Origin of the sequence: Collinsella sp. zg1085, assembly GCF_018889955.1 — a bacterium.
Taxonomy (GTDB): Bacteria; Actinomycetota; Coriobacteriia; order Coriobacteriales; family Coriobacteriaceae; genus Collinsella.
Genome location: NZ_CP076545.1, coordinates 684,109 through 710,016, shown reverse-complemented (window position 1 = coordinate 710,016; position 25,908 = coordinate 684,109). Strand labels below are relative to the sequence as shown.

30 protein-coding genes are annotated in these 25,908 nt (G+C 47.6%); 14 read left to right on the top strand and 16 right to left on the bottom strand.

Annotated elements, in window-relative coordinates:
• Positions 1–125: 125 nt before the first annotated feature.
• The 14 genes from KPC83_RS02975 (at position 126) to KPC83_RS02910 (ending at position 9,132) form a co-directional block, all read left to right on the top strand.
• The gene (locus KPC83_RS02975) at positions 126–572 is read left to right on the top strand and encodes a P27 family phage terminase small subunit (RefSeq protein WP_216279078.1); all 447 of its coding nucleotides are present in this window, start codon (positions 126–128) and stop codon (positions 570–572) included.
• Complete coding sequence (locus KPC83_RS02970) at positions 566–2,017, top strand: phage terminase family protein (RefSeq protein WP_216279077.1); 1,452 nt, start codon at positions 566–568, stop codon at positions 2,015–2,017. Before KPC83_RS02975 ends, KPC83_RS02970 begins: the two co-directional genes overlap by 7 nt.
• Positions 2,017–3,435, top strand: coding sequence for a phage portal protein (locus tag KPC83_RS02965; RefSeq protein WP_216279076.1), 1,419 nt, complete (start codon positions 2,017–2,019; stop codon positions 3,433–3,435). Before KPC83_RS02970 ends, KPC83_RS02965 begins: the two co-directional genes overlap by 1 nt.
• Complete coding sequence (locus KPC83_RS02960; protein ID WP_216279075.1) at positions 3,419–4,210, top strand: hypothetical protein; 792 nt, start codon at positions 3,419–3,421, stop codon at positions 4,208–4,210. The genes KPC83_RS02965 and KPC83_RS02960 overlap by 17 nt, the downstream gene beginning before the upstream one ends.
• Positions 4,211–4,233: 23 nt before the next feature.
• On the top strand, positions 4,234–4,665 hold the full coding sequence (locus tag KPC83_RS02955; protein WP_216279074.1) for a hypothetical protein: 432 nt from the start codon (positions 4,234–4,236) through the stop codon (positions 4,663–4,665).
• Positions 4,666–5,112: 447 nt separating this feature from the next.
• Positions 5,113–5,574, top strand: coding sequence for a hypothetical protein (locus KPC83_RS02950; protein ID WP_216279073.1), 462 nt, complete (start codon positions 5,113–5,115; stop codon positions 5,572–5,574).
• A 14-nt stretch (positions 5,575–5,588) separates the two neighbouring features.
• On the top strand, positions 5,589–6,485 hold the full coding sequence (locus KPC83_RS02945) for a phage major capsid protein (protein ID WP_216279072.1): 897 nt from the start codon (positions 5,589–5,591) through the stop codon (positions 6,483–6,485).
• 12 nt (positions 6,486–6,497) lie between these two features.
• Positions 6,498–6,893: a Gp19/Gp15/Gp42 family protein gene (locus tag KPC83_RS02940; protein ID WP_216279071.1), complete on the top strand. Its 396-nt coding sequence runs from the start codon at positions 6,498–6,500 to the stop codon at positions 6,891–6,893.
• On the top strand, positions 6,894–7,241 hold the full coding sequence (locus KPC83_RS02935) for a hypothetical protein (RefSeq protein ID WP_216279070.1): 348 nt from the start codon (positions 6,894–6,896) through the stop codon (positions 7,239–7,241).
• Entirely contained in the window at positions 7,234–7,539 is a 306-nt protein-coding gene (locus tag KPC83_RS02930; protein ID WP_216279069.1) for a hypothetical protein, read from the top strand. The genes KPC83_RS02935 and KPC83_RS02930 overlap by 8 nt, the downstream gene beginning before the upstream one ends.
• Positions 7,539–7,880, top strand: coding sequence for a hypothetical protein (locus tag KPC83_RS02925; protein ID WP_216279068.1), 342 nt, complete (start codon positions 7,539–7,541; stop codon positions 7,878–7,880). The genes KPC83_RS02930 and KPC83_RS02925 overlap by 1 nt, the downstream gene beginning before the upstream one ends.
• A gap of 13 nt (positions 7,881–7,893) precedes the next feature.
• A complete protein-coding gene (locus KPC83_RS02920) occupies positions 7,894–8,484 on the top strand; it encodes a hypothetical protein (protein WP_216279067.1) in 591 nt (196 codons plus the stop codon).
• Between the two features lie 13 nt (positions 8,485–8,497).
• Positions 8,498–8,785, top strand: a complete 288-nt coding sequence (locus KPC83_RS02915; RefSeq protein WP_216279066.1) for a hypothetical protein — start codon at positions 8,498–8,500, stop codon at positions 8,783–8,785.
• Positions 8,786–8,853: 68 nt separating this feature from the next.
• Positions 8,854–9,132, top strand: coding sequence for a hypothetical protein (locus KPC83_RS02910; RefSeq protein WP_216279065.1), 279 nt, complete (start codon positions 8,854–8,856; stop codon positions 9,130–9,132).
• A 184-nt stretch (positions 9,133–9,316) separates the two neighbouring features.
• On the opposite strand, the gene KPC83_RS02905 is transcribed toward KPC83_RS02910, so the two are convergent.
• From KPC83_RS02905 to KPC83_RS02830, 16 genes are all read right to left on the bottom strand, one after another.
• Positions 9,317–10,405 carry a tyrosine-type recombinase/integrase gene (locus KPC83_RS02905; RefSeq protein ID WP_216279064.1) on the bottom strand — a complete coding sequence of 363 codons (1,089 nt, stop codon included), beginning with the start codon at positions 10,403–10,405 and terminating at the stop codon, positions 9,317–9,319.
• A gap of 10 nt (positions 10,406–10,415) precedes the next feature.
• Complete coding sequence (locus KPC83_RS02900; protein ID WP_216279063.1) at positions 10,416–10,853, bottom strand: helix-turn-helix domain-containing protein; 438 nt, start codon at positions 10,851–10,853, stop codon at positions 10,416–10,418.
• A gap of 15 nt (positions 10,854–10,868) precedes the next feature.
• Entirely contained in the window at positions 10,869–11,270 is a 402-nt protein-coding gene (locus KPC83_RS02895; protein ID WP_216279062.1) for an NADAR family protein, read from the bottom strand.
• Positions 11,267–11,464: a hypothetical protein gene (locus KPC83_RS02890; protein ID WP_216279061.1), complete on the bottom strand. Its 198-nt coding sequence runs from the start codon at positions 11,462–11,464 to the stop codon at positions 11,267–11,269. Before KPC83_RS02890 ends, KPC83_RS02895 begins: the two co-directional genes overlap by 4 nt.
• A complete protein-coding gene (locus KPC83_RS02885; RefSeq protein WP_216279060.1) occupies positions 11,461–11,685 on the bottom strand; it encodes a hypothetical protein in 225 nt (74 codons plus the stop codon). The genes KPC83_RS02890 and KPC83_RS02885 overlap by 4 nt, the downstream gene beginning before the upstream one ends.
• Before the next feature lie 489 nt (positions 11,686–12,174).
• Positions 12,175–14,109 carry a DUF2207 domain-containing protein gene (locus KPC83_RS02880; protein WP_216279059.1) on the bottom strand — a complete coding sequence of 645 codons (1,935 nt, stop codon included), beginning with the start codon at positions 14,107–14,109 and terminating at the stop codon, positions 12,175–12,177.
• An 86-nt stretch (positions 14,110–14,195) separates the two neighbouring features.
• The gene (gene gluQRS / locus KPC83_RS02875) at positions 14,196–15,191 is read right to left on the bottom strand and encodes a tRNA glutamyl-Q(34) synthetase GluQRS (RefSeq protein WP_216279058.1); all 996 of its coding nucleotides are present in this window, start codon (positions 15,189–15,191) and stop codon (positions 14,196–14,198) included.
• 281 nt (positions 15,192–15,472) lie between these two features.
• Positions 15,473–16,813 carry a dicarboxylate/amino acid:cation symporter gene (locus tag KPC83_RS02870; protein WP_253201022.1) on the bottom strand — a complete coding sequence of 447 codons (1,341 nt, stop codon included), beginning with the start codon at positions 16,811–16,813 and terminating at the stop codon, positions 15,473–15,475.
• Positions 16,814–16,880: 67 nt separating this feature from the next.
• Positions 16,881–17,879, bottom strand: a complete 999-nt coding sequence (locus KPC83_RS02865; protein WP_216279056.1) for an aldo/keto reductase — start codon at positions 17,877–17,879, stop codon at positions 16,881–16,883.
• A gap of 109 nt (positions 17,880–17,988) precedes the next feature.
• Positions 17,989–18,957, bottom strand: a complete 969-nt coding sequence (locus tag KPC83_RS02860) for a carbohydrate kinase family protein (RefSeq protein ID WP_216279055.1) — start codon at positions 18,955–18,957, stop codon at positions 17,989–17,991.
• A gap of 9 nt (positions 18,958–18,966) precedes the next feature.
• Positions 18,967–19,815, bottom strand: coding sequence for a ketose-bisphosphate aldolase (locus KPC83_RS02855; RefSeq protein ID WP_216279054.1), 849 nt, complete (start codon positions 19,813–19,815; stop codon positions 18,967–18,969).
• Positions 19,816–19,952: 137 nt separating this feature from the next.
• Positions 19,953–21,032, bottom strand: a complete 1,080-nt coding sequence (locus KPC83_RS02850; RefSeq protein WP_216279053.1) for an NAD(P)-dependent alcohol dehydrogenase — start codon at positions 21,030–21,032, stop codon at positions 19,953–19,955.
• Between the two features lie 29 nt (positions 21,033–21,061).
• Positions 21,062–22,456, bottom strand: coding sequence for an MFS transporter (locus KPC83_RS02845; protein WP_216279052.1), 1,395 nt, complete (start codon positions 22,454–22,456; stop codon positions 21,062–21,064).
• Positions 22,457–22,541: 85 nt separating this feature from the next.
• A complete protein-coding gene (locus KPC83_RS02840; protein WP_216279051.1) occupies positions 22,542–23,705 on the bottom strand; it encodes a zinc-binding dehydrogenase in 1,164 nt (387 codons plus the stop codon).
• 406 nt (positions 23,706–24,111) lie between these two features.
• Positions 24,112–24,870 (bottom strand): DeoR/GlpR family DNA-binding transcription regulator, encoded by a 759-nt coding sequence (locus tag KPC83_RS02835; protein WP_216279050.1) that lies wholly within the window; start codon positions 24,868–24,870, stop codon positions 24,112–24,114.
• A gap of 380 nt (positions 24,871–25,250) precedes the next feature.
• Entirely contained in the window at positions 25,251–25,769 is a 519-nt protein-coding gene (locus KPC83_RS02830) for a ferritin (RefSeq protein ID WP_216279049.1), read from the bottom strand.
• Positions 25,770–25,908 lie beyond the last annotated feature (139 nt).

The window sequence follows — 25,908 nt, the reverse complement described above, 5'->3', positions numbered from 1 at the left end:
TTACCCCTCCTAGGGGGTCAGTCGAGAAACCGCGGCATTATGGCTAATTTCCCCCCGACATTTTTCAACAAATTATCACTATCTCACGTGCCGAATAGTATCTCCCCTATCAGAAAGGAGTTGCTATGGGTATTTCCATGCCAAAAGACGTACGAGCCGATGAATGCGAAAAACTCATCTGGAAAGCCCTTGTTCCTAAGGGCAATACGTTTACCAAACAAGATGTGCCAGCACTTCGCCTTCTGTGCTTTTGGCACCATGTCGCCATAGAAGCAAGAGCTGCGCTTGTGCGCGGTGAGGACACCTTAGAGGTGCTCGAGCAAATTGGCTATAAGGACTTAGAGGATATTTCAGGCAACCCAATGCCGCTTCACCGAAAGCACCCAGCCCTTGCCGTACTTAAAGAGGCAACTACCGAGATTCGAGCATTAAGCGAGCTTTTAAACATATCGCCTAAGGCTCGCGTTGATATGATACATACAACCAAAGCCCAAAAAACCGATAGCGCACAGGTATTGCAGCTCGTATTGCGCGACCGAGCCCAAAAGCAAAAGGCTCGCCGCGCATGTTAAGCCCGCGCCTAACCCCAACATTTGTTGCTAATATCCCTGAGCACTTAGATGGTGATGGCGCTATGGCGGTTGAGCTTGCAGGCGCCTATTTTGGAAAACCCCTTCCATGGCAGCCCTATCTCTTGCATGCCATGCTAGCGCGAGATGATGCAGATAAATATTTGCTGCGCACGCTTGGTATCTCAATCCCTCGGCAAAATGGTAAAAGCTGGGTCGTGCGAGCACGCTGTTTCTACGGTGCGCTTGCCGGAGAAAAAATACTCTTTACCTGTCAGCACGGCGATACAGCTATGCAGATGTTTGAAGAGCTTGCTGCTCCTTTTGAAGATGAGAATTTACCCGAGCTACATAGCTTGCTTGATTGCGTGCGCAAAACAAATGGTCAACAATCTATCCGGTTGAAGAAAAAGCAAGACTCAGACGATTTGGGCGGCGGGCTTATCCGCTTTACGACACGCACCGACTCGCTAGCGCGCGGGCGCACCTATGACGTACTTATCTACGATGAGGCACAGGACCTAACTGCACGCCAACAAGCGGCATCATTGCCAGCTATATCAGCAGGTCCCATGAATAACCCGCAGACCATCTATCTAGGCACACCTCCTGCACCCGAAAATATTGGCACTATCTTTAAGGACCTTCACAAGCGTGCTCACGAAGGTACAACAGATGCCGCTTGGATTGAGTGGGCGGCACCAGAAATTGGAGATATACACGATAAAACACGCTGGTATGAATACAACCCGTCTCTTGGGACACAGCTCAATTATGCCGCTGTTGAAACCGAAGCCTCTCAAATGCCCTCAGATGTATTTGCCCGTGAGCGCTTGGGTTGGTGGTCGGCGAGCACCAATGCTGCCAACCTCGCCTTGAGTGGTCCTAACTGGGAACGTTGCTGTGTGGATGAGCCTATACGAGACGGCAAGATCGCTTTTGGCGTCAAATTTAGCCCAGATGGACAAACAGTTGCTGTGTCTTGGGCACGTGCAAAGCGCGGGTGTGAGGCATATATTGAGCTCTACGACGTTCAATCCGCCTATGGTGGCACGGTTGGCATCTCAGAGATGCTTACGCGCAACCAAGACCGAATTGCCGCGGTGTGTATCGATGGAAAATCAGGGTCGGGAGCACTTATTCAGCGCCTGCATGACGCTTCATTCCCTAAAAAAGCAATTATTCAGGGCAGCTCTTCTATTGTGCAATCGGCTGCCGCCATGCTGTGCGATGAGGTGAACGCGCAGACCATAAAACACATTGCATCACCAGCGCTTGATGTGTCTGCAACTAAATCAATTCGGCGAAAAGTGGGAGATTTTGGCGGATGGAGCTTTGGAGACGGCGAAGATAGCATCTCAGCTCCAATTGAGTCAGCAGCGCTCGCACTATATGCCATTCGTACAACCAAACGAGATCCCGAGCGGGAACAGGGGGCAAGTTTTTAATGGGTATTTTTTCGATTAACCTAGCAGGAGATATTGCTTGTGCCGATGGTTTAGAGCCAGCAGACGCTTTGATAGTAAAGCAGCTCATGAGCGTGTGGCAAAACTGCAAAGAGCGCAATATATTGCGCGAAAAATACTATCTCGGGCATGTGCAGGTCAAAGATTTAGGCATTGCTATGCCCTCATCATTAGCTAAAAAGATTGACCCTCGTATTGATTGGCCAAAAAAGGCCGTACATGCTCTAGCTGACCGCTCAGTACTCAATGGTTTTACAACCGATGATGATGAGACAACAGAGCTTTTACGACATATCTATATTGCCAACGGGCTTGATTCTCTCTATCGAAAAAACCTTATCTGCGAGCTAAAGCATTGCTGCGGCTTTTGGACAGTAAGCTATGGCGCAGCAGGTGAGCCTGTTATAAGCGCATACCCAGCAACTGCTGCTGCCGCCCTTTGGGATGACGCACAAAAATGCATTGCCGCAGGGCTTGTAGTGGCAGAGTCTAAGTTTTCTCCTATACAACGCACGCATACACCCTCTGTCGTTAATATATTTACACAAGATGCTGTCATTGTTTTGCGCCGGTGTGAAAATACATGGGTGGCAGAGTATCGCTACCACAGCATGGGACGGCCTTTGATTGAGCCTATGGCCTACAGCGCCACCCTTGAGCGTCCCTTTGGTATGAGTCGCATTACACGCTCAGTTATGAGCATCACAGACGACGCTATTCGGCAGCGTGCCCGCATGGAAGTTGCCGCAGAGTCCTCAGCGCTTCCCCAGATGTGGCTTTTAGGCACCTATAAGCGCGTGATTAATGACAACAACCGATACGATGCCTCTATGGGCGCGATTAACGAGATTACAAAAGATATTGATGGTGATTCGCCGACTATCTGGCAAGGCGCACAGCTACAAATGACACCTCTTAATGAGTATTTCCGCTCGCTTGCATCGCAGATGTCAAGCGTAACTAATGTTCCAGTCTCCTTTTTTGGTGTGTCAAGCGATAATCCAAGCTCAGCAGATGCTATAGCGGCTAGCTTAGAGCCGCTCGTAATTGAGGCAAAAAACCTCAACCGTGATAATGGTCGCGCCCTTCGCAACGTGGCTTATATGGCACTTGCTGTGGCTAGAGGAACTAACTTTGCCCTCGAGCGCGACCGTGGCGCAAACATTAATCCGCGTTTTATGTCACCTGCCTACCCCTCAACGGTCTCGCAAAGTGACGCGGTACTCAAGCAGATTCAAGCTATTCCTAAGTTGGCAGACTCTGATGTCATGCTGGAATTACTGGACTACACCGATGAGCAAATGCAGCGTATCAACTCTGATGCTAAAAAAGCTCAAGCCCGCAAAACCTTTATGTCTTTGTTGAGCGAGAAAGACGAGCCTCATGGAAATCTCGCGTAAGCCACTAGATAAGCTCAACAAGGAAATCAACTATATCTCTTCACGCTCGGAACGTATGGCTGAGCGCTCCCTTACTGAAGTGATTGCTGAGTGGGACGGGAGAGATGTCCCCGCGCTTCGAGAAGCTTCAATTGAGGCACTTGAAACGATTTGCGAGGGCAGCACTAGTCTCGCCGCCGCTCGCGCTGCTGAAACCTACGATAGCGTGCGCGAACTCCAAGGCGTCCATGATATGTTTCGAGCTGTCCCTGATGCAAGAAGAAACCCTGATGCGCTTGCTGGCGCTGTACGCGCATCACTTAATAGTGTGGTTAAAACAGGTGATACCGACACGTTCAAAAAAACTTGCGTAGCCCGTATCAACACAGAGTGTCGCCTAGCGGCAAATAGATGCGCGGCCTACAATGCGCGTATTGACCCTAAAAAACCTAAGTTTGCTCGTGTCCCTGCAGGTCGTGAAACCTGTGGATTTTGTCTTATGCTCTCTTCATTTGGCTATACCTATAACACCGAAGAGGCGGCAAGCCATGCCCATAAGGGCTGTGATTGCCGTGTTGTACAAAACTATGGGCATATGCAAATTGAGGGCTATGACCCAGACGCAATGTATGAACGCTATCAGAGCTGCGTTTCTGCGCTTGGTGGACGTGTTGCAATACGAGAAGAATGGGACCGCCTATCATCTGAAGAGAAAAAACCTATATTAAACGCCATGGTGGAACCCCAAGTAAGGCATTTGAGCACTTTAGCTCTAAGCGCATCTCACAAGAGATAGAAACCCGTGATGCGAAGTGGTTTTTGACGGGAGAAGCTGCAGAAAAAACACTAGAAAAGGGGGCAAAACCTAAGCCGAAGGAGTTAGAAGTAGTTGAGGCTTTGAGTCAAAAGCACGGTATCCCATCAGTTTTTAGAACAACCCGTTCAGATGAGCATCAATCAACCTCTGACTTGTGGATTAATGGGGCAGCTTGGGAGATAAAGCAACCAATAGGTGAAGGCAAACAAACGCTCTACCATCAATTTGAAGAAGCAGCCGAGCAAGCTGATAACCTCATTCTTGATATACGAGAGTTTGAGGTTTCTCCGTCTGAGGGAAAATGGAGCCGAGACGAGATTATTCAATCGACAAGGCGATATATACACTGGCGCTATGGAGAAGATAAAAAGCAGTTTAACCAAGTTCTAATCTTAAAAGACGAATATATTTTAAGAGTAAAAAGAAGGGGTTAGACCCCCCCGTGAAAACGGTCGGCGGGGAAACCCCTTCTTTATTGAAAGATACCATAGCACACGCTAATTCAAACCTTATACATATTTTGAAAAAGCTGGTCATAAATACTTCATTTCAAAAAATAAATGGAGCCGTTTCCCGATTCGTAGGTCTGGGCGTACTCCATAAGTAAGTGTACCTTAATTTCTAAGCTTATAGACAGAGATACGGAGCTACTCCTTGCTTCAGGCGTTTTACATAAATGCAACAAGGCCACTGTGTATCTTGCTTAAAATGAGTTATATGCCGTTCTTAACACGCCTAAATACACCTTTGAGCGCTAAATCTCACGCATACCAGACAATGCCCACCATACGCTGCCGCACGGCAGGTAACTACCTCTATGAGCTACGCACTGCAAAGTAGCGTGGCGCACGCTGCACAGCGTGAGAAAGGATTGGTAAGAGATGGAACAGCTTGGTGACAATCAGGTGGACAAAGAGCAAAAGGGTACTGACAAAGAGCCCAACTACAAAGCATTGTATGAAGAGGCAAAGGCAAACGCTCGTAAATGGGAAGCCCGCGCAAAGGCAAACAAGGATGCTCAGGCTGAGCTTGAGAGCACTCGTGCTGCAAGCAAAACCGATGCTGAGAGGATTGCCGCGCTTGAAGAGCGCTTGAGTGCAAAAGAGCGCGCTGAAGCAAGACGCACACTTGCTGATGAGGTTGCAAAAGCAAAGCATGTACCAGCACAGCTTTTGGTGGGCGATACGCGCGAGGCTATGGAGGCATGGGCTGATGAGATGCTCCAAGCGTTTAAGCAAAAGCCAGCCGCCAAACTCGACGCGCCAGGCACCTTTGACAGGGCAAGTACCAACTCATCTCCTGCCACAGATTTTTCTAAGTTTATGAATGACGCTATGAAGTAGAAAGGACATATCTTATGGCACTTGATTCTATGAACACAAAAAGCTTGACCTTGCCTCAATCAGTCTCTTCTGAGATTTGGGCCAAGGCACAAGAGTCTTCAGTTGTGATGAAGCTCGCGGAGCGCATCACCCTGCCGGGAAACGGTCTTACCATTCCTGTGGTGACCGGCGACCCAGTTGCTGCCTGGACAGCTGAGACCGAAGAAAAACCGGTTGGCAAGCATACGCTGACAACCAAAACTATGAAGGGCTATACCGTTGCTTTGATTGAGCCGTTCTCAAACCAGTTCAGGGCAAACAACGAAGCGCTTTATGAGGCACTCGTTGGGCGTTTGCCTATGAGTATTGCTAAGGTGTTTGACCAGACGGTCTTTGGTTTTCAAGATGCCCCAGGTGAGAGCTTTGATACGCTCGCTCAAGCCCCTGCGCTCGATGTCTCGGTAAAAACCTATGACGCGTTTGTGGACGCAATAGGTACAGTTAGCAAAGCTGAGGCAGACCTTAACCACTGGGTGCTTTCTCCAGCAGCTCGCACGGTGCTTTTGAAAGCAAAAGACTCAAATAACCGCCCACTCTTTATTAGTAATGCATCTGTTGAAGGCGCTCCAAACTCAGTGCTTTCAATTCCTGCGCACTTCTCACGTCATGCTTACAAGCCTGCAGTTACTTCAAAATCTGTCGAGGTTGTAGGCTTTGGCGGTGATTGGAGTGGCGCACGCTATGGCATTGTTCAAGACATCAATATAGCCATTGCAGACCAAGCATCCTTAAGTGTGAAGGATGGTTCAAAGACGGTTCAGCTCAACCTTTTCCAGCGCAACATGTTTGCGGTGCGCATTGAGCTTGAAATTGGCTTTGTTATCCGCAGCGCGTCAGAATTTGTCCGACTTGAAAACGGCACCATTTCCTAAGGGGTGCCGGATATGTTGGCAAGTTTTGCATCAATTGATGAGTATAGCCTTCGTTTTGGCGCGCCTACAGATGTAGCGCGTGCAGAAGCGCTTTTAGGTGATGCGAGCGCAGTTCTTATAAATGCCTATGAGGACTTTTATGGAGATGAGTATACAGCTGGAGCTCACCCATCTTTTGACCGCTCGGCTACCTCAGTTGCATGCATGCTTGCCAACCGTGTCCTAAGTGCTCCTATCTCTATTGCAGGGGCTACCCAGTTTACACAGGCAGCCGGCGGCTACTCAGCGAGTGTAAGTTATGGGGCAGGGCTAGGCGAGCTGTATTTAGGCAAATCCGATCTCAAACGATTGGGTCTTGTAGGACAGCGCTTAAACGTTCTTACCCCCTATGAACGAGACGAGGCATAAGTGTTTGGAGCTTCTCTTATTGCAGGTGAGCGTGTGGTGGTGCTCCATCCAGTAGTTCAGCGTGACCGTCTAGGCGATATTTTGTCTGAGCGGATTGAGCGTGAGCACGTAGAAAACGTTGTTGTAGCACCTAGCCCCACTGATGACTTAGACCCATCGCGCCCTCAAGGCTCTCGCCGCGCATATACGCTTTGCTTCCCTAAAACCTATACAGCAGATTTGCAGGGCGCACAAATAGAGGTGAGAGGACAAATTTGTAGGGTCATAGGGTCTCCTCGCCGCTATACCGAGTCAAATGTACCAGGTCCTTGGAATTTAACCGTTGATGTGGAGCATATAGATGGCTAGAGCAAAATGCGAGATTAGCTTTGGGCGGTTTCGCTGGGACCGCGCAGGATACGCCGAGCTTATGAGCTCAGAAGATGTTCAGGCGCTTCTCACACAACCCGCCAAGTCAATTGAGGAGAGCTGTAACGATACATTTACACCAGCGCCAAATGAGACAGGTAAGGGCTATGTTGCTCGCGCCGTTAAGGGTCGTTTAGCTCGAGGCTATCGTGTGTCTACGGCAAGCCCGCATGCCCACTATAGCGAGCGCAAGCACAACAGGCTCCTCCGTGCGCTCCATTCTCAGGGCAGCTCATAATGGATTTAGAGCGTATGGTTGCTCTGCACTTAGAGCAGGCACTAGGCGTAAACGTGATGCTTGAAGTTGCCCGCGAGCGCCCTGATGAGTTTATTCTGGTTGAGCAGACAGGCGCTGTTGGCACACGCTTTGTGCGGCGCATTGGCTTTGCTATTCAGGCGTGGGCACACTCACGCCGGCGTGCCTATGAGCTTATTAGCAAGGTTGAAGACGTGGTGTTTGACCTTATGGATGAGCCTGTGGTCTTTGGTGTAGAGCTTGGGAGCACCTATCGATGGGCAGACCCTGAATCGCGCCAAGAGCGCTATCAAACATCAATTCAAATAACAATTTGCAAGTAGAAAGGTTTATATCATGCCCAAAAATAAAAAAGCGACAACAAATAACACTGAAAACGTTAGCGCAATTAAAGGTATTCGCGGCGGATACATCTTTACTGCACCAGTGGGCACCCCACTTCCAACGGATTGCTGGTCAAAGCTTGATGCAGCATTTAGCGTGCTTGGGTTTTTGAGCGAAGATGGGTATACCGAAACGCGTGAAGGTGACTCGGAAGAGCTTAAGGACATGAACGGTGACCTTATGGCTGAGGAGCAGACCAGTTTGGTTGAGTCGGCTCAGTTTACGCCTGCAGAAATTAAGGCTGAAACGCTCAAGATTATGTATGGCGATGACAATGTAACCGATGAAAACGGTCTTATTACAGTTAAGCATAATGCCAACAGCGCAACCACGCGCTCCTATGCTCTTGATCTTGTTCTTAAAAATGGTCGGCGTTGTCGTCGTGTCGTGCCTAATGGCCAGTCAAGCGAGCTTGATGACCTAACTATGGCAGCAAGCGAGCTGGGAGCACGTGCTATCACCATTAAATATGTCCCCGATGAACATGGCAACACTTGCTATGAGTATATCGAGTCCACCGAGACTGATCGCGCAAACGTCTAAGGGGTGAGTTTACATGGATAAGATTAGCTTTACCGTTGAGGGGATTGAGGGCAAGTTCTACTGCGATGCTGATGAGCTAAAAAGCTATAAGACCATGAAGCAGTTGGCACTGTCTGAGAAGCACCCTGATGGGCTGTTTGAAGCTGTTGAGCGCATCTACATGGGTCACGACGAAGACTATGTTGAGCGCGTAGGCGGTTTTACAGGGCTTGCCAAACTAAATGATGCAGCTCTTGAGGCGGCGCGTGTAAAAAACTCCTTGGCTTCGTCTCCTGTTTTGAAGAACACCGAGACGAAGTAATTGCTGATTTTCAACAGTTCTATACCGTCGCACTCCCTCTTTCAGGCGACGGCATAGAACTTGAGCGCATGGCAATTTTATGGCAGCAACTACCTGCTACATCGCGCGTGGCAAAGCTACAAGACCCAAGCCTTGAGTGGGAAACAGGCTCGTATCTTTTATGGAGAATCGAGTTTCATTTGCAAAGGTTATTTTACTTGTTGGGCAACACCAAGCAGCACCCGCTGCCCCAACCAAAACCATTGCTCTCTCCCGCGCAACGCTTAGAAGCAGAGCGGCGGCGCAGCAACGCGCTTAAAGCTCGCGCTGAGATTGACCAGATATTAGGGATGGCACAAGATGGCTAATGTTGGCTCTGCATATGTAATCCAACATCCCTACCACCTTGTTTTGTTGAAAATACTATCATCTACCTGCTGAAATATAGTAATTGACTGCATTTCTCGCCGATGAATTTCCTAAAAGCTTTACCATCTTTTATCAGGCATTATAATTTGTGGGCACATTTTGTGGCACAGATTTGGCACGCGCCTAAACTTCCTCTTTTTGCCCCATTATCTGGTCAAACTCTACTACCAAATCTTCTGCCTTAAAGCGAATATAGCGCCTGACCGTTGTTGTAATGTTGGTATGCCCTAACATCTTTGAAACCTTCGTAACATCAATGCCCGCATTAAGGCACGACGTGGCAAACGAATGACGCATGTTTAATATTGAGACTGTCGGCATTTCTGGGTGTCTCTTCAAAAACGCAGTCCAGCGGGCGGAAGTCTTTATTGGCGAAGCTCTTAAGCCTTTACGCGAAATAACCACTGCTCCTGTTGGATGAGCCCTTTTTTCATACAGCGCCATAAGAAAGCTAAAAAGCGCGGGATGCATCGGAATATATCGGTCACTCTCGTATGTTTTAGGGCTCATAAGCTCATAGCCGCCGCTCTCACGTATATATGTTCTCTGAATATGTACAAGCTTTTTAGAGAAGTCAATATCGTCCCAGTTAAGACCAAATATCTCACCCCTTCGCAAACCAAGACCAAGGCCAAGATAGGCCCTAGTTTGAAAGAGCTCATTATCAATCTGTTGGAGAAATGCTGAATGCTCATCGAAGGTAGTAAGCCAATCACCGTTATGCTCGTCAGGGTGTACGGTGTTTTTAGGCATATCGTATGATTGCACGGCAACATTTTGAACAAGAAAGCCCATATTAATTGCAAGGTTGAAAATCTGGCGAAGTGTAGCACGTGTTGTAACAGCAACTTTATGGCTCTTGCACCCGTCAATCAGCTTTTGAACGTCCGAATGGCCAATTGCATCAAGTCGCTTATTCCCAAGTAATGGCAAAATCCGTTTATTGATGTCAATAAGATACCTTCTAAAGGTTGAGTACCTTAACTTTTGCTCCTTTGCAGGTATATACACCTCTCGCGTAAACTCCAACAGCGTAATTGAGTTCTTAGAAAGCGAATTGGTTCTTGAAAGCTCTGCCCAATGATGCTCAGCCATTTGAGCTTCTCGCTTTGTGGGAAAGGTCCCCGTTTTGCGCTTACGCTTTCCGTCTAAGCCAGCACCCAAATCAACCTGTACGCGCCATTTACCGCTTGGTGTTTTGTAGATGGCCATAATCGTGCCCCTAGTCTTCTTTTGGCCGTCCTGCCTGAGGGGCAAGTTCTAATCTATATTCAATACTAGCCACTGAGACCATGCGCGTAGAACCAATTGACCATGACACAAGGCTGCCTGCTTGGCAAAGCTGAGCTACACGCGCGGTACTCACGCCTAAGCGCTTGGCGGCTTCTGCGGCGCTCACGCTCTCAACATCATGCATCGATGCACTCACTGCTACCACTATTACCGTGCCGCCCTCACAAGGAACATTCCCAAGCGAGCCACATTGAGGGAGCTCGCGCCCAAACTCAAGCTCAGAGACTGCTTTAGTAAATAACCAGTCTGCTGACATTTTGATGGCATCAGTCAAAGAAGTTCCTTGCGTTCCTCCGTCTAGTCCAAAGGGCATTGATACAAACATACCGTCTCGATTTATAACCTCAAACTCATAGGTATACAGCATTAGTTCCTCCTTATATTAGGAGAGAACGGGGCTATATAATCCAACACCCCAAATTAAGTCTTTAACCGCACATTCTGCTAATACTGCTTCTCCAGTGGACTTAAGCTTATCTTTCAAATCCTCATTCTGTGAGAATTTTGCCAAAAGCCCTTCATAAACGACAATCTGCCTAATACCATTCCAAATATGCTCATCATAATTTGATACTTGTCTTCCAAGTGCTTTGATTTCCGCAACATCATCAATTGCAAGTATATTTGTTGCTACCGCCTCATCGTCAAAGCAAATCGCCTTGCGATACATCATAAATTGTTCCATTGATGAAAAGCTCTTTTTGTCTACTGTAAAAGGTGATAAATACCAATTGCTTAAATAACCATTTTCTTCATTTGGATTGTGAAAGCATATTATACTCATCGCTCATCTCCAACCTTTTGCACCGCTAAATCAAGTTCCAAGTCGTGCAAGCCGTGATATGCCTTCTTCAAAAAATCAAGCGGTACTCTTTTCAGTACCTCCGAACTCGAAATATTGTAGTACCACTGATAATACGCATAAAACTCACCAATCCAATCAGGCATAAAACCAGCAAGAGGTTTACCAGGCTTCAAAACATAATTTTCTGTTTTGATAAAGTAGCCCACAACTCTATAGCACTCATGGTATTGACATAAGCTTGTGCTTCATCGATGCTTTTTCTTGTTTTGCTTTGCATATAAGTCTTAATAAAATCCTCGGTGTCTTTCCTCGGAAAATTTTGAGCAACGAAGTCAAAGAGTTTTCCCTGATTTTCCACCACATCATTCAAATAATCCTGTGGATACGCTCTCATAATCATCACCCCTTAAAAAGCGTACTGAACACCTTAGTTACCTTATTAGCGTCGGAGTCAACAAGCTCTCTCATTTTTTGTCTTGCAGAAATATCACGCTGATTATACTTTTCGTTAAACTCAGCATACCGAACCGCCATTAAACCATCTTCTAATTCATGCAGTTTAGAGTACACAGGCTTAGATTGCTTGTTTTTTAGAGTATATCGAGATTACGCCAACGAAGGATGATGAGCTTGTCGAGGTTAGAAACATATGCTGCAATTTGTTTCTGCTCCCAAACGAAAATGAACACCTGTCGATTTGGCAAAACTGACTAATTTGACGCAATAAACTGTCATTTTTGACTAATTTGGCATAAAGAGACAATTGTAACTTTACGTATACCTCATCTACCTGCACTTTTGCTGATAAATTTTTGACCCGCTGGGTTATAGAGAGTACTTTTTCGTCATTTTTGCCAAAACAACAGATGTAACTTATTTGCGCCTAGAAGCTACCGCCGCCTCCGCCGCCGACACCACCTCCGCCGCCAACTGAGAAGCCACCGCCAAAGCCGTCCCCTGAGCTGTCGAAACTACTTGCTATGGTGGACATCGTTAGGTTACTCACCTCATGCAAAGATGCAGTTGGCAAACCTAAACCATGATGCGGACGACACCACCACCAGACGGGATAATACATTGAATCTTGGTAGGCCTCTTCAAACTCCGAAGGTGTTGCTGCAGCCAGCTCTTCAAGCACAGACTGCGACACGCCCAGCGCCACTGCCATCACCAGCAGCTTATTCCAGAGCACAATATCGCCCGGCACTGCCTCACCCAAGCGCGTAAAGTCTTCAAGCCAATGTTTAAGAGCTTCACAGCGCGTCTTGAGGTCAATACCCTCTTGTGTATAACGCTTGAAGGTTGTGCCTATAGCCCCACCAATAACTGCCAGCACGATACCCACCGCAGCCAATGGATTCTCTGTCATGAATATGCACACGACGCAAAAAGCTATGCACCCAAGTGCGCCTATAGCACCAAGAACTGTTGCCAGCATACCGGTGCTTGCAACCAGATTACGCGCGTCGAGTCTAGCTTGTACCTCAGATGTAAAATCTCCCCATGCAGAGGCTACTTCAGACTCATGCTTTTTGACATACGAGCGCATGCCCTTAAAACTCACGCCTTGCTCGTCAATGTCATACAAATCAAGCGCAAGGCGGTCAATCTTATTTGTGATGCGCTCCGCTCCCCCGGGGGTTACCGCCAAGGTGTAGTCTTCCTTTTGCTTTTTGCCAAACATACCCCGTGAGCTGGTAGTTTCACGCTCAATACGCACAATACGCTCATCAGTGAGCTTCATCAGAGTAGCTACTACTGCTTTGTTATCAACATGCTCATCATTCATAAATGCTGATAACACAGCCGGATGGTCATCTGATGGCACATCACGAAAATAGCTTTCCTGAAAACTTGACACCGGGCCAGAACCGGTTTTGAGCTTAGCAAGTGCCATAACAGCCAAAAACACAGCAGGAACAGCAAAACTTAAAATAAGAAGGGTATTCACCCACTTGCGCATACGCTCACGCTTAGCATTAGCGTAGTCTGCCCGCACTTGTTCTTCTCCCAGAATTTGCGACAAACGTGACTCATTCACCGGCTCAAGCTGCGAAGCCCACTCTGCTGGAAAACTAACACGCGCCTCAGCATACTCACCAGGGTTAACCGCATCAACGGTATAGGTAACCGATGGAACACCTGATGACAAGGTTAAACTACCATTAAGCGGACCGTGTCCCCATGCGCGCAAATTTGCATTGCTATCGCCTGTTGTTGCCGCAACACCCGAAGCCTTAGCACCGGCAAAACTCACCGTTAACTCAACATGCTCAGAAGGAACTTCCCAACCAGACCCGATATATTTCCAGTACAGCTCGGCAGTATCTGACCATGCCATAACTGCACCATGTAGGGTATAGGACAGGGTGTATGTTACCTCGTCATAGGCTTTGTGTGGAGAGAATACTTTGAGCTTAATGCCGTCAGACTCCTTCTCAACGGTATACACCCCGCGCTGACCAGGACTTGCAAAATCAGCCACGCTAAAGGTTGTGCGCTCTGAGTTTGCTTGAGGAGATTCTTCAACAATGCCAATATCATCAATGCTTGAGGTCTGTCCCTGCTGATTAGCCTTCAAAGGAATCGTCCAGAACACGCCGTTCACATCATCGTTAAAAGAAAAGGTTCTCGCTTCGCTCACGCGCAAGCTTCCATCCTGCTGAACTTCTGCAGAGATAGCAACTTTTGGAACGGTAAAACTTTCAGCCTGCGCGACAATAGGCGCAGCGCACGTTATGAACGCCACAACAAATGCCGCTAAAAACTTGATATACGACCACAAAGATAACCGCGTATGCAGCTGTTGTGCACTCATGCAAAGCCCTTCGATACTGGTATAGACAGTTCTATTGTAACCTGATACCACTTCTGTATTAAACAGCGTCTTAAGCAATGTTACTCTTATGCGAACAGCAATGACCCATCAATAACAATATCGTGCCTGCGCTTACACATTGCGTCCCAACTAAAGCCTTGAAGTAAGTCTGTTGCCAAGAGCGGCTCATTCACGTCAACCATCCCCGTGATATAGGCCAGCCAACCCAGAAGCGCTTGCGGCGTTTTGAAGCGCTCGCGCAAAGCAGCCATATCAAGGTCACGGTCTCGTTTGGCAAGGCGGCGACCATCGGGTGCCACAAGTAAGGGCACATGAGCATATCGTGGATGCGGCAAATCGAGTAATTCTTGCAGATAGAGCTGACGAGGGACAGAATCGAGCAAATCGCGCCCGCGCACAATATCGGTTACACCCATAGCTGCATCATCGACACAAACAACAAGCTGATACGCGAAGACCCCATCGCTTCGGCGCACCAAAAAGTCACCACAGCACTGTGCAAGATGAGTAGCAATCTGTCCTTGTACAGCATCGTGTGCGCTATAGACAGCCTGAGGAACGCGCAACCGATAGGCAGGCGACCGAAGTTGCGTGCGCGCAGCCAGCTCAGCAGGGCTTAGATGGGCGCAGGTACCCGGATAGCGCGGCGTGTTATCGCTTGCATGAGGCGCGCTTGCGGCATGCAGCTCAGCGCGTGTACAAAAACACGGATACAACAACCCCAGCTGCTGCAACTCATCAAAGGCTGCTTCGTAGTACTCAAGACGATTATGCTGGTATACAACCTCACCATCCCAGGTAAGACCCAACCATTCAAGGTCACGCAATAGCTGCGCAGCATACTCAGAGCGTGCCGAGCGCGGGTCTAGGTCTTCGATGCGCATGAGCATGCGGCCGTTTTGGCTTTTAACGCTCAGCCAAGCTAGGAGCGCGGCATATATGTTGCCCAGATGCATGCGACCAGAGGGCGACGGTGCAAAACGACCAACCGGCACCGTAGGCCCAAATTTGCTCGATGGCGTTTCTTGTTGTGTTGATATGTTAGCTTCTGCTGTATCCATACCAAGCACTATAACGCAGTTGAACGATTTGCGCGCGTAGGCAGATTGCCTTCAACGAAGACTATCGGGGTCTGGTTTTTGCACCTCGCCAAACGCAACTGACTCGGCAAGGACGCAATGAGAACTTGTTCGTTTGCGCCAAGCCGCGCCATACTGTGCCAAACCGCGCCACACAAACGCGCTATATTGATAGCGCTATACACTAAGCTGCGTAATACAGACCACAGCGCACCAAGCAATTAATCAGCTACATCTCTACCTAGATAAGCAACAAAGAACTGTTAGTGCAGATAACGTTGCGCATCAAGTTCGCCTTCTTTATGACACACAATCACATTGACTGCCGCATCTCCCACCACGTTCATAGGCATAACAGCCATACCAGGAACATAACTCATTGCCAATACCAGCGAATATCCTACTTGGGCAAGTGGGGAGGTGAGACCAACACCGAGCATCACCACATAGACCAAAGTTGCACCTGCTGCTGGAATAGGAGGCGTCCCTAACGCAACGGTGATAGCAAGAAGTGCCGCAATAAGTAGACTCATTGGTGATAAAGGCGTTCCTGCAGCCCCAGCAATAAAGGTAACAGCAATAATTTGCATGGTTGTTGTACCATTCATATGAATACTCATACCAGTTGGCATAACAAAGCTCGAAATTTCAGGCGAACAACCCAATTCATCAATGCAGGTGCGCATATTCAGCGGTAAAGTTGCAGCCGAGGATTGCGTTGCTGCGCCAAAGAGCGCAATCTTGATGGCTTTTCTCATAAACGGCAATGGGTCGAGTTTGGTTGTAAGTGCAATACCCAAGGGATACAGCAAGAAAGCCAGACACGAACATACCAGCGCCGTTGTAAGCATCCAAACAATTGCCGGTTGAATATACTCAGTACCATATACCGCTAGACTCCGTGATACCATGCAAAAAATAGCAACAGGACCCATCTTTTCAATCACAACCTTGAGTGCCATCTGAATAAGCTCTTCAATGGCTTGCATCAAACTCTTAAGTGATTGCGCATTATTGCCCATACGTGCCATGCAAATGCCCATGACAACAGCAACAAAACAAACTGCCAAAATTGAAGTGTTATTTGATAAAACTGCTAGCACGTTATTTGGAACAATATTGATGATGGTTGCAAGCGGATTATATGCATCAACCGGTGTGAGTGTTGTTACCTCAGACTCCGGAAGCGCCACATGAAAGCCGCCAAGCTCACTTACAATATATGCACAGCTTGCACCAACCGCCGCTGATGCAAGATAAAAGCCCACAAAGCCCAACAGGGTACGCATGGCAATACGTCCCAACTTTGCCGGCTGTGCCAAATTGCAAAGCGATAAAGCCAGAGACGTTAGCACTAAAGGCACAATAGCAAGCTGTAATGAACGCATAAAGAGTTGGCTCACGATAAAGAAAAGGCCAATGCCTTGTATGCCCTCAGAACTGGTGATGTCAACAAGTAGCAGGGAGTGTATCAGCTGCCAGGTTGAACTATCTGCACCCAGCGTATCACGCAGCACAATGCCGCCCACACCCAACGCGATACCACATAACACTGCGATAAACATCTTCTTTACGATTGAGGGCTTTTTGCCTGCCTGTGGCATAATCACACTCCCCCTCTCAGCTATTAACTTTCTGTCGAGCAACCGATGAGAACACCCAATGTGCTACCTACATGCACGCTTCATCATCTAAGGCTTCAGCCATAGCACGCATGTACTGCATATCTGCTGTTTCAAGCTCAAGGCTAGCTGCAAGCGCATTCATCCCAATTTGTTCAGGGGCTGTGGCACCAGTAAGCAGATTTATTTCATCCCCTTGGTTCATAATCCATGCAAGGCACAGCGCCGGGATAGTGCAATGATATTTTTTGCAAAGTGGCTTAAACGCATCAAGCATATCGATAACGCGCTCCATACGACCAGGTTGCCACCACTTTTTATTGCTCCGCGCATTTCCTGGTTCAGGACGATAATCGCGTGCAATCGTGCCTGTTAAAAGCCCCTGCTCAAGAGGAGAATATGCCTGCATGACAATATTGTTCTGCTGGCACAAAGGTAACAGCTCGTCTTCAACCGCCCTATCAAGGATGCTGTATTTGCCTTGCACCAAATCAAGTTCACCACACGCAAGATACTCTTTAATCTGAGCAATACTGACATTTGCGGCACCAAGCGCGCGAATCTTACCCTCTTCTTTCAAACGGTTAAGCTCAGCCACCGTCTCTGCGATGGGGGTATAGCATGGTTCAACAGAGGGCCAATGCGTCATATATAAATCAATATAATCAGTACCTAAACGCCTGAGCGATTCTTCAAGCTCAAGCCGCACTGATTGTGGCGTTAGATTCTTATAGAGCTGACGGTTACCCACGATATTCCACGGCGAACCCTCACGATTCCAAACCACACCGCACTTGGTCACTAAAACAACCTGATTTCGATGTACCTGCTTAAGCGCGCGCCCAACCAGCCGCTCCGAGTTGCCAAAATTATATGCTGGAGCCGTATCAATCAAATTAATGCCGTGCTGAACTGCCTCAACAATGGTGTCTATAGCATTTTGTTCATCAGGACCGCCACTCCAAGCAGGACCTCCTCCAATTGCCCAAGTTCCCAATCCCATTTTTGAAACTTGTATACCTGAATTTCCCAATTGCATATATCTCATGTATATCCTTCTTTCGTGGAGCGTTTGTACTCTCAGGCAGGTATGAATGAGCAGGCACTCTCAAACTACGCCTGCTTACCCTCACTCAAAAAACAGCAATTACCACTGCTTAATGCGCACCATGTTGTGCTCGATAGGCATATAGGCGCTCATCAAAAACTTCACGACTCGTAATACCTGTTGTTGCGCCAATTGACTCTATCGCCACCGATGCCGCCACGTTGCCATACACTGCACACTCTTTAGGGTCTAAGCCCTCAAGCAAACCAGTAATAAAGCCCGATGCAAAGTTATCTCCAGCACCCGTTGTATCAATAGGAACAATCCCTGGCATAGCCGGCACAATCACGCCGGGCATATCAAGCCCACACACGTAGGCACCGCGTCTACCTACTTTCATGGCAAGGTGCCTCACGCCATAACTCATTATTACATCAGCAATATCCTCGTCGCGCTCTTTACCAGTCATATATGCTGCTTCAGCATTATTGGGGAAGAAATAATCAACGTAGGACAAGGCCTCAGCAATATCATCGAGCGTTTCACCAAGGCGCGGCTTAATGAGATCAGCAACGATAGTCATACCTGCTGCTTTGGCTACCTTAAAGATAGCAACCATGGCATCGTTATCGAGTAAAGGACTATTAAAGATGCTTGCCATCGAAAGAATGCTGCCGCGAGCTATCAAGCGTTGATTAATATCATCGATTGAGAGCTTCCAAAGACTACCGTTTCGATTGGTAACAAAACTGCGCTCGCCATCTGCGCTAATTAGTCCTACGTTAATGGAGGTATCTATACCTGCGCGTTGCTGCACGCCAGTGTAGTCAATCCCCTCGCGCTCACAATGCTTCAGGATATAAGCTCCCGCCGCATCATCGCCTACCATAGATAGAAGCTCAACACGTGCACCAAGGCGAGACAAAATAGTTGATTCGTTAATCGCATCACCACCAATCGTCATAGCAATTTGGTTAAGTGGATACGAATCGTAATCAAATATATCGCGACTCACCGGCTGAAGCGGCACATCAACAAGAGCTGCTCCCACACAAACAACATCAAAAGGCCTGCTCATACGCTGCTCCTAGACCTGGCGCAGGTGTGCCTTATCAGCATCACCAAAGAGCTGAATCTTATGCATGGCGCGCGCCTTTACTGCAGCGCGAACCGCGCGCTCAAGTTCCAAAAATGATGCGTCAGCATGTGCTTTAATTGCCTCGCTCGCCGCATCACAAAGCTCTGTGTGAATATTAATCTTTGCAATACCGCACGCAATTGCCTTTTGAATGTCAGCATCACTAATACCCGATGCTCCATGCAATACCAACGGCACATCAACCGCATCGCGACACTGTTCAATAACATCAAAATTAAGTTTAGGCTCAGCACTATAGTGCCCATGAACATTACCTATTGCCACCGCCAGGGAGTCACAACCAGTTTGCGCAACAAACTCAGCCGCCTGCGCAGGGTCGGTATAGGCATACGATGCCAGTGCTTCTTCGTAGATGGTCTCATTGCCCACATGTCCCAACTCAGCCTCAACGGGCACACCCAGCGGATGGAAGTAATCAACAGCTTCTTTAACCTCAGCGATATTCTCGTCAAAAGGCAAGGCAGATGCATCGCGCATAACCGAGTTCATGCCGTGGGTATAAGCATTTTTGATAATTTCCATGCTTCGACCGTGATCCCAGTGCGTAATAACGGGCACTGTAGCATCCTTGGCCATAGACTCCATCATCCAGCAGAAATTCTCAAACACGGTATTACCCACAAAACCAGTGCCAAACGAGATGATAACTGGGGCTTTAAGCTCCTCAGCCGCATCAATAACACCCATAAGCATCTCAGCATTCCACACATTGAAATGCGGAATTGCAAAAGCGTTTTCTTTTGCCAGATTCTCCCAATAACGTATATTTGCCAGCATAGTATTCACTCCTCAAATCGTAGTAAGTTGTAGTAACAGTAATTTGTCATGCTTGTTAACCGCGCTGTATGCCTACATAAAACAGCTCATGCGTGTTACACGTCCAAAGAACTACGAGCGCGGTACTCCTCTTGTCTCTATACCTCGTCCTCGCATCCGGGGCTACCAGCAACTTTAACAACAGCCTTCACTATGGATGCTTTCTTCTCAGGGTCGATACAGTCCTCAAAGGCAGTTTGAATATCTTGATAGTCATATACTTGCGTAACCATGTCGCGCACGTTAAAAGCTCCTGAAGCGATGGCCTCGATGGTGCGCGGAAAATCGTTGCAATAACGGAATGAAGTTTGAATGCTTACCTCACGATTGATTTTTAAGAAATCGATGGGCACCGGTTTGCTTTGAGTTCCTACGAGTACAATTTTGCCGCCGCGTGCAACCAGCTTAACCGCCTGATCAACTAAAAACGGTACGCCACCGCATTCAAATACCACTTCAACACCATGGTCGCCAAATTTTTCCTCGGAGCGCAAGTACTCAACAACATCAAGGTTTTTGCCATTGATAATCTCTTTTGCACCCAGCTTTTTTGCAAACTCAAGTTTAGAATCAAGCACGTCAACAACGGTAATATCGGTTGCGCCAAGACTTCGACAAGCTTGCAAGGTCATAAGACCAATCGTGCCACCGCCCAAAATAACAACATGACTACCCAGCTTAACGTCGCCTAGCATGGCGGCGTGCATTCCTACTGCCGCCGGCTCAACCAGTGCACCTTCCATTGTGCTCATATTTTTAGGCAGATGATACGTCCATGCCTCTGGGTGCACCATGTATTGACATAGAGCACCACGATAGTTTGGTTGCGTTGCCATAAAGTCAACCGTCGGACAAACGTTATAGTGACCCGAAAGCGAATAAGCAGATGTAGCATCAGGCACACCTGGCTCAATAATAACTTTATCTCCTACCTTAAACCGCGTTACATCTTGTCCAATAGCAGCAACCTCACCTGCCACCTCATGACCAAGACCAATTTCTTGATTGGGGTCTTTGGGTGGAATATAAGGACCAAACTCAAAGCCATGAATATCTGAACCACACAGACCAACATATTCAACCTTGAGCAGAATCTCTTTCGGACCTGGCTCAGGCATAGGAGCCTCATAAATATCAAATTGCAGGGGCTTTACCAAAACACCTTTTGAGTTTTTCATAGCAATCTCTCCTTTTTCAGCGCGCTACTTTAGTGACCTTCATCAACCTGTCCAATGGATTCAACTGATTCACCTCGTGTTTCAACACCCAAACATGCAATGCCAACAAAAATGACGCCAGCAACAGCAGCAAGCAAAACAAATACGTAGCTTGGACTTTGAGCAGCAAGAGCGGTTACGGCAAAGGGGAACAAAACATTGCTTACACGACCAACGGCGTTACAAAAACCAGACCCAGAAAGCTTGGCAGACGTTGGCCACATCTCAGGGACATACACAGCCGAGGCATAGCAAACATACATATAAATTATGGTATTAAGGGCAAACGTCAACGCGATTAAACCGTTTAGATTAACCAAATTCATCTGCGTAGCCACACCAGTTGCAATACCAAGTATCGCCATGCCAGCAAGCAATAGCATGCCCATGGTTTTGCGCGGCAGCTTATCCATAATGAGTGAGGCAATAAAGATGCCAAAGGGCGCACCAAAAAGACCAAACATGGTCATAAACTGAGAGTCGGACGTGTTGTACCCAAGACCATTCATGAGTGAGGGCATCCAGTTCATCAGTGTGTACTGAATAGTGTTCATACCAATAAGCACTAAAGACCCTACAATGGTGCGACGTAGCAGCTTACCGCTAAAGAGCGCAGTATATGCTAGATTCTGTATAGGTGCGGGTGTATCAGTAATTGGCGGCAATGCATGCCCCGTTGAAGCTTCAATCTCCTGCTCGATGCGCAACATAATGGCATCAGCCTCTTCAATGCGACCCTGTGCCTCAAGCCAGCGCGGAGACTCAGGAAGCTTGGCATTGAGAAAAAGCGTTGCAATAATCGAGAGCACTGAGGGAATCATAAACTCAACGCGCCAGTTCAAATCCATAGACATACCGCTGGCTATGAGCATAAACGCAATGAGATTGCATATGGGATGCGCCCAGTTACCAATGAACGAGGTGCGACTTGACCACGTTCCACGGTTGCGCCCCGGAACATACTCGGTAAAGCCAGCAAAAAGCACCACAAGCAAAGCGCCGAGCGCGAAGCCTTGAGCTAGGCGCAAAACATAGAGTACGTATATATTTGGCGCAAAAGCAGCACCAATCATGACAGCAATATGCAGGCATTCATAGAGTATGATAGATTTTTTGCGGCCTATCTTATCGCCGATGGGGCCGCCGATAAGTGCGCCAAAAAGCTGCCCCACTGTGTAGGTTGTCCCCCATAATGCCAGCAGCGTGCTACCTGGCTCAAGCCAGTGTATTTCGTTTAGCAAAATGTTTTGGACAGCACCACCGATACCATTTGACCAACAAACAAGCAGAGCAAACGCAACGGTGAGCCACATCTTAGTGTGCCAAGAAGAATTGGGGAGACGGTCAAGCCTCGGTCCAATATTTGCACCAGTAATTGTATTCATGTACCTTCTCTTTTCTGTAATAAGGTATAAGCTCTAGGAGCTGTGGCATATGTGGTATTTGCAGAATTGATTTCGCTACTAAAACTTATGCAAAAAAGTCGTAGTCGTCAGGATAATCAAGCTCGCCAAATTCCTTTAGTTCGCGGTCTTCTTCGTCGTAGTGCATAACAACCTTGACAGCCGACTTATCTGCCATAGCAGCAAATCCCTCTTTCCACTGAGAAAGACCCAGTCGATGAGTAATCATGGGTTGAATCTTAAGAGCACCGGACTGAATCAGACGGATACACTCACGCCAAGATGTTGAGTCGTATGCCATGTGGCCAATGATGCTTTTATTCCACTCAGTAATGACATTGATTGAAAACTCAAGTGGTTTAAATCCCATGCCAACGCGCACAACTTCACCGTTTGGACGCAGCATCTCAAGAGCCTGCTTTAGCGCAATGTTGGCGCCGGAACACTCAACAACCAAACCCAAGTTATCGCGACCGCAAATCTCAAGACAACGCGCAACAACATCTTCGCTCGATGCGTTCACGCAGTGAGTTGCGCCAACCTCGCGAGCAATCGGAAAGCGCGTTTCAACATCTTCGGCAAGACCAACCATCACAATGTTGACAGCGCCCATGATGCGCGCAACTTGTACAGCAAACAAACCCAAAGGACCCGTACCAAAAACCACTACGTCTTGACCGGGGAGCAACTTAGACTGCTGCGCAATAGCGTTGTACGAATTTGCAACTGGGTCAAGTACCGCAGCCTCTTCATATTTCACACCCTCAGGAATCTCCCATAAGGCGCGGGGATGCAACTTCAAAATGTTACCGGGAATTTTGGCATATTTTGTAAAGCCGCCTGTCCCTCCAAAAAACTGAACATTATTGTCAAGACCAAGACCGGCTTTTTGCTCGCATAGCATAAAGTCACCCTGTTCACAGGCAGGACAAACGCCACAGGCATTGCCGGAGTTATCGGAGACAACACGCTGACCCACCTGCCAGGCGGTCACGTTTTCTCCCACCTTTACAATTATGCCTGCAAATTCGTGACCACGAATAGAATTGAAGGTCTGCGAGGTATTAGACCCCTCAAGATCAGCAAACCAATGTTTCATGTCAGCACCACAAATAGCAGCAGCCTTGAGCCTAATAATAACGTCGTCAGGGCCACAGATGGGAGCTGGTACATCAATATAGTGATAGCCACCAAACTCACCGTGATCGCAATACCGTGCTAATGCTTTCATAGACTCCTCCTCTTATTGCCTTGAGTCTCTATCTCAAGAGCAGCTCCCCTGTATTTCACAGAAATATTTGAGTGTTTGAACGAAATATTTCTGTGATTACGTAGTTTACTTCTGTGTTTCAGAATATTTTTCTTTGTTTCAAATAATTTCCGCGAACGGTCGAAAGAAGCGGGTGAACGGTATCCCGCCAGAAAAACCTGCCCTTTGCGAGAGGACAGGTTTTACAAATACGTATAGGCGAATATCTGCCCAGCAACATGCACACGCATACCCTTGGGAGCGCTTACAAGAGTTTCAAAACTTACTGCTTATCAAGACACATACTATGTGAACTATGTATTCTCTGAGCCATGACGTATAGCCCGTGCTCTTTATCTTTTGTTTTGACTTTTAACTGAGCAAAGCGCTACCACATGAGCTGTATTCCTTGTTGTTCGCAGTACTCAATCCACGCATCATCGGGCTTTTCATCGGTAATCAAATATGAGGCTTCTGAAAAGTCAATAAGGTGTAAGAAAGCAAGACGTCCAAATTTGGTGTGATCGGCAAGCACCGCTACACGGTCAGCTTGAGCAACCATTACGCGCTTAATGCTTGCTTCGTTGTCGTTTGAATCCATCACACCGCGTTCCCTGTCAATACCAACGCAGCTAATAACAGCTAAATCAACGTGATAACGCCGCAGCATTTGAGCCGCAGGCTCCCCTTGAAACGACATAGAATTGCGGTTATATATCCCACCTGTAGAGATGAGCTGAAATGACGTGTCGCTTGGTAAAACTAAAGCACCACTACCGTTGGTAACAACCTTTAAGCTCCTCTGGTCGTACACCACACGAAGTGCCTCAAGTACCGTGGACGACGCATCAGCGAAAATAGTATCTGCCGAGCGTATAAGTGATTCAGCAGTGCGAGCTATTTTTTTCTTCGCGTCGATTTCGCGACGTTGACGCTCAAAAAACCAAACGCCACCGCGATCAATCGATTCATTCCAAATTGCCCCGCCTCGAACACGCGTGATAAAGCCTTGCTCTTCAAGCTTATCGAGGTCGCGTCGAACCGTCTCTTCTGTAATGTTCCATTTACCTGCAAGCTCAGCAACGCTTACCTTATCGGCAGTGCGAATATAATTCTTTACCTCAAGCTGTCTGTCTGTACCGCGCACCTCAAGCACCTCACACTCTCGTTTAAAAATCTACGAAATAGCATACGTGTGTTTCACAGATTGTAATAGGTGATGCGCTTATTTTTCCACAGATTTCTGTGTTTTACGTTACAAAGCTGTGAGTGCAATATGTAAGAACACCCTACCAATGCTGATATACAGGGTCTAAGAACATCTTAGGTACTGACAGATGTGCGCTTAGTTTTCTATGGGCAAAACGTAAGCATCATAAAAAACGGGCTCATATGAGCCCGTTTCATATAAATTTATAGTGGTAGCTAAGAAGCGCAAGTCATGTGCCTGAGTCTAATCTTGCCTACAGCCTCCATGCATCGCATAGAGGCTGGCGTAACGAGCAGCAACGAAGCTCCCCTATCAGCCTACATTGGCAGAGCGGTTAGCTGCGTATAGCTGCGAGCCTGATACTCACGGTCAAGCTCAAACAAACCCTTAGGGTCGCGCCCAAAGAGTTCGTAGTTGGTAATCATATCGCGGGCATTGGTTTCTTCCTCGCCCTGCTCAGTAATAAACCAATCGAGCATCTTCATAGCGCGAATGTCATGCACCTCATGAGCTGCCAAATAGCATTGATTAATCAGCTCGGTGACATACTCCTCGTGAGCCAGCCCTGCCTTGAGCGGCGCTAAATCATCTTCAAAGCTCATCTCAGGCTTGGCAATTGTCTCCATGGTGGGCTTAAAATCGTTATCAAGCAAATAACGACGAATTGCCATTGCGTGGTCAAGCTCTTCTTTCACCTGAATGGTGTACCAGTTTGCATAGCCCTTTAAGCCACGATCTTCATAATAATCAGCAAAGCTTAGATACAAATATGCGCTCTCAAGCTCTGCATGAATTTGCTTCTCAAGAATAGAAGAAACCTTCTCATGAATTGACATAAAAACCCCTCTAACATATGCCATCGGCATATCTCATTGATACCTGCCCTTTATACCCGTCTATGACGCGCTATTTCGCGGCGCAACATTTTGGCACAAGACCAACGAATCCGATGAACTTATATGGTTCTTCTGGCGG

Bases quoted from the DNA above. Each gene is read 5' to 3' on its own strand.
- KPC83_RS02975 (WP_216279078.1), top strand. From the start codon at position 126: ATGGGTATTTCCATGCCAAAAGACGTACGAGCCGATGAATGCGAAAAA.
- KPC83_RS02970 (WP_216279077.1), top strand. From the start codon at position 566: ATGTTAAGCCCGCGCCTAACCCCAACATTTGTTGCTAATATCCCTGAG.
- KPC83_RS02965 (WP_216279076.1), top strand. From the start codon at position 2,017: ATGGGTATTTTTTCGATTAACCTAGCAGGAGATATTGCTTGTGCCGAT.
- KPC83_RS02960 (WP_216279075.1), top strand. From the start codon at position 3,419: ATGGAAATCTCGCGTAAGCCACTAGATAAGCTCAACAAGGAAATCAAC.
- KPC83_RS02950 (WP_216279073.1), top strand. From the start codon at position 5,113: ATGGAACAGCTTGGTGACAATCAGGTGGACAAAGAGCAAAAGGGTACT.
- KPC83_RS02945 (WP_216279072.1), top strand. From the start codon at position 5,589: ATGGCACTTGATTCTATGAACACAAAAAGCTTGACCTTGCCTCAATCA.
- KPC83_RS02940 (WP_216279071.1), top strand. From the start codon at position 6,498: ATGTTGGCAAGTTTTGCATCAATTGATGAGTATAGCCTTCGTTTTGGC.
- KPC83_RS02930 (WP_216279069.1), top strand. From the start codon at position 7,234: ATGGCTAGAGCAAAATGCGAGATTAGCTTTGGGCGGTTTCGCTGGGAC.
- KPC83_RS02925 (WP_216279068.1), top strand. From the start codon at position 7,539: ATGGATTTAGAGCGTATGGTTGCTCTGCACTTAGAGCAGGCACTAGGC.
- KPC83_RS02920 (WP_216279067.1), top strand. From the start codon at position 7,894: ATGCCCAAAAATAAAAAAGCGACAACAAATAACACTGAAAACGTTAGC.
- KPC83_RS02915 (WP_216279066.1), top strand. From the start codon at position 8,498: ATGGATAAGATTAGCTTTACCGTTGAGGGGATTGAGGGCAAGTTCTAC.
- KPC83_RS02910 (WP_216279065.1), top strand. From the start codon at position 8,854: ATGGCAATTTTATGGCAGCAACTACCTGCTACATCGCGCGTGGCAAAG.
- KPC83_RS02905 (WP_216279064.1), bottom strand. From the start codon at position 10,405: ATGGCCATCTACAAAACACCAAGCGGTAAATGGCGCGTACAGGTTGAT.
- KPC83_RS02900 (WP_216279063.1), bottom strand. From the start codon at position 10,853: ATGCTGTATACCTATGAGTTTGAGGTTATAAATCGAGACGGTATGTTT.
- KPC83_RS02895 (WP_216279062.1), bottom strand. From the start codon at position 11,270: ATGAGTATAATATGCTTTCACAATCCAAATGAAGAAAATGGTTATTTA.
- KPC83_RS02885 (WP_216279060.1), bottom strand. From the start codon at position 11,685: ATGAGAGCGTATCCACAGGATTATTTGAATGATGTGGTGGAAAATCAG.
- KPC83_RS02880 (WP_216279059.1), bottom strand. From the start codon at position 14,109: ATGAGTGCACAACAGCTGCATACGCGGTTATCTTTGTGGTCGTATATC.
- gluQRS (WP_216279058.1), bottom strand. From the start codon at position 15,191: ATGGATACAGCAGAAGCTAACATATCAACACAACAAGAAACGCCATCG.
- KPC83_RS02870 (WP_253201022.1), bottom strand. From the start codon at position 16,813: ATGCCACAGGCAGGCAAAAAGCCCTCAATCGTAAAGAAGATGTTTATC.
- KPC83_RS02865 (WP_216279056.1), bottom strand. From the start codon at position 17,879: ATGAGATATATGCAATTGGGAAATTCAGGTATACAAGTTTCAAAAATG.
- KPC83_RS02860 (WP_216279055.1), bottom strand. From the start codon at position 18,957: ATGAGCAGGCCTTTTGATGTTGTTTGTGTGGGAGCAGCTCTTGTTGAT.
- KPC83_RS02855 (WP_216279054.1), bottom strand. From the start codon at position 19,815: ATGCTGGCAAATATACGTTATTGGGAGAATCTGGCAAAAGAAAACGCT.
- KPC83_RS02850 (WP_216279053.1), bottom strand. From the start codon at position 21,032: ATGAAAAACTCAAAAGGTGTTTTGGTAAAGCCCCTGCAATTTGATATT.
- KPC83_RS02845 (WP_216279052.1), bottom strand. From the start codon at position 22,456: ATGAATACAATTACTGGTGCAAATATTGGACCGAGGCTTGACCGTCTC.
- KPC83_RS02840 (WP_216279051.1), bottom strand. From the start codon at position 23,705: ATGAAAGCATTAGCACGGTATTGCGATCACGGTGAGTTTGGTGGCTAT.
- KPC83_RS02830 (WP_216279049.1), bottom strand. From the start codon at position 25,769: ATGTCAATTCATGAGAAGGTTTCTTCTATTCTTGAGAAGCAAATTCAT.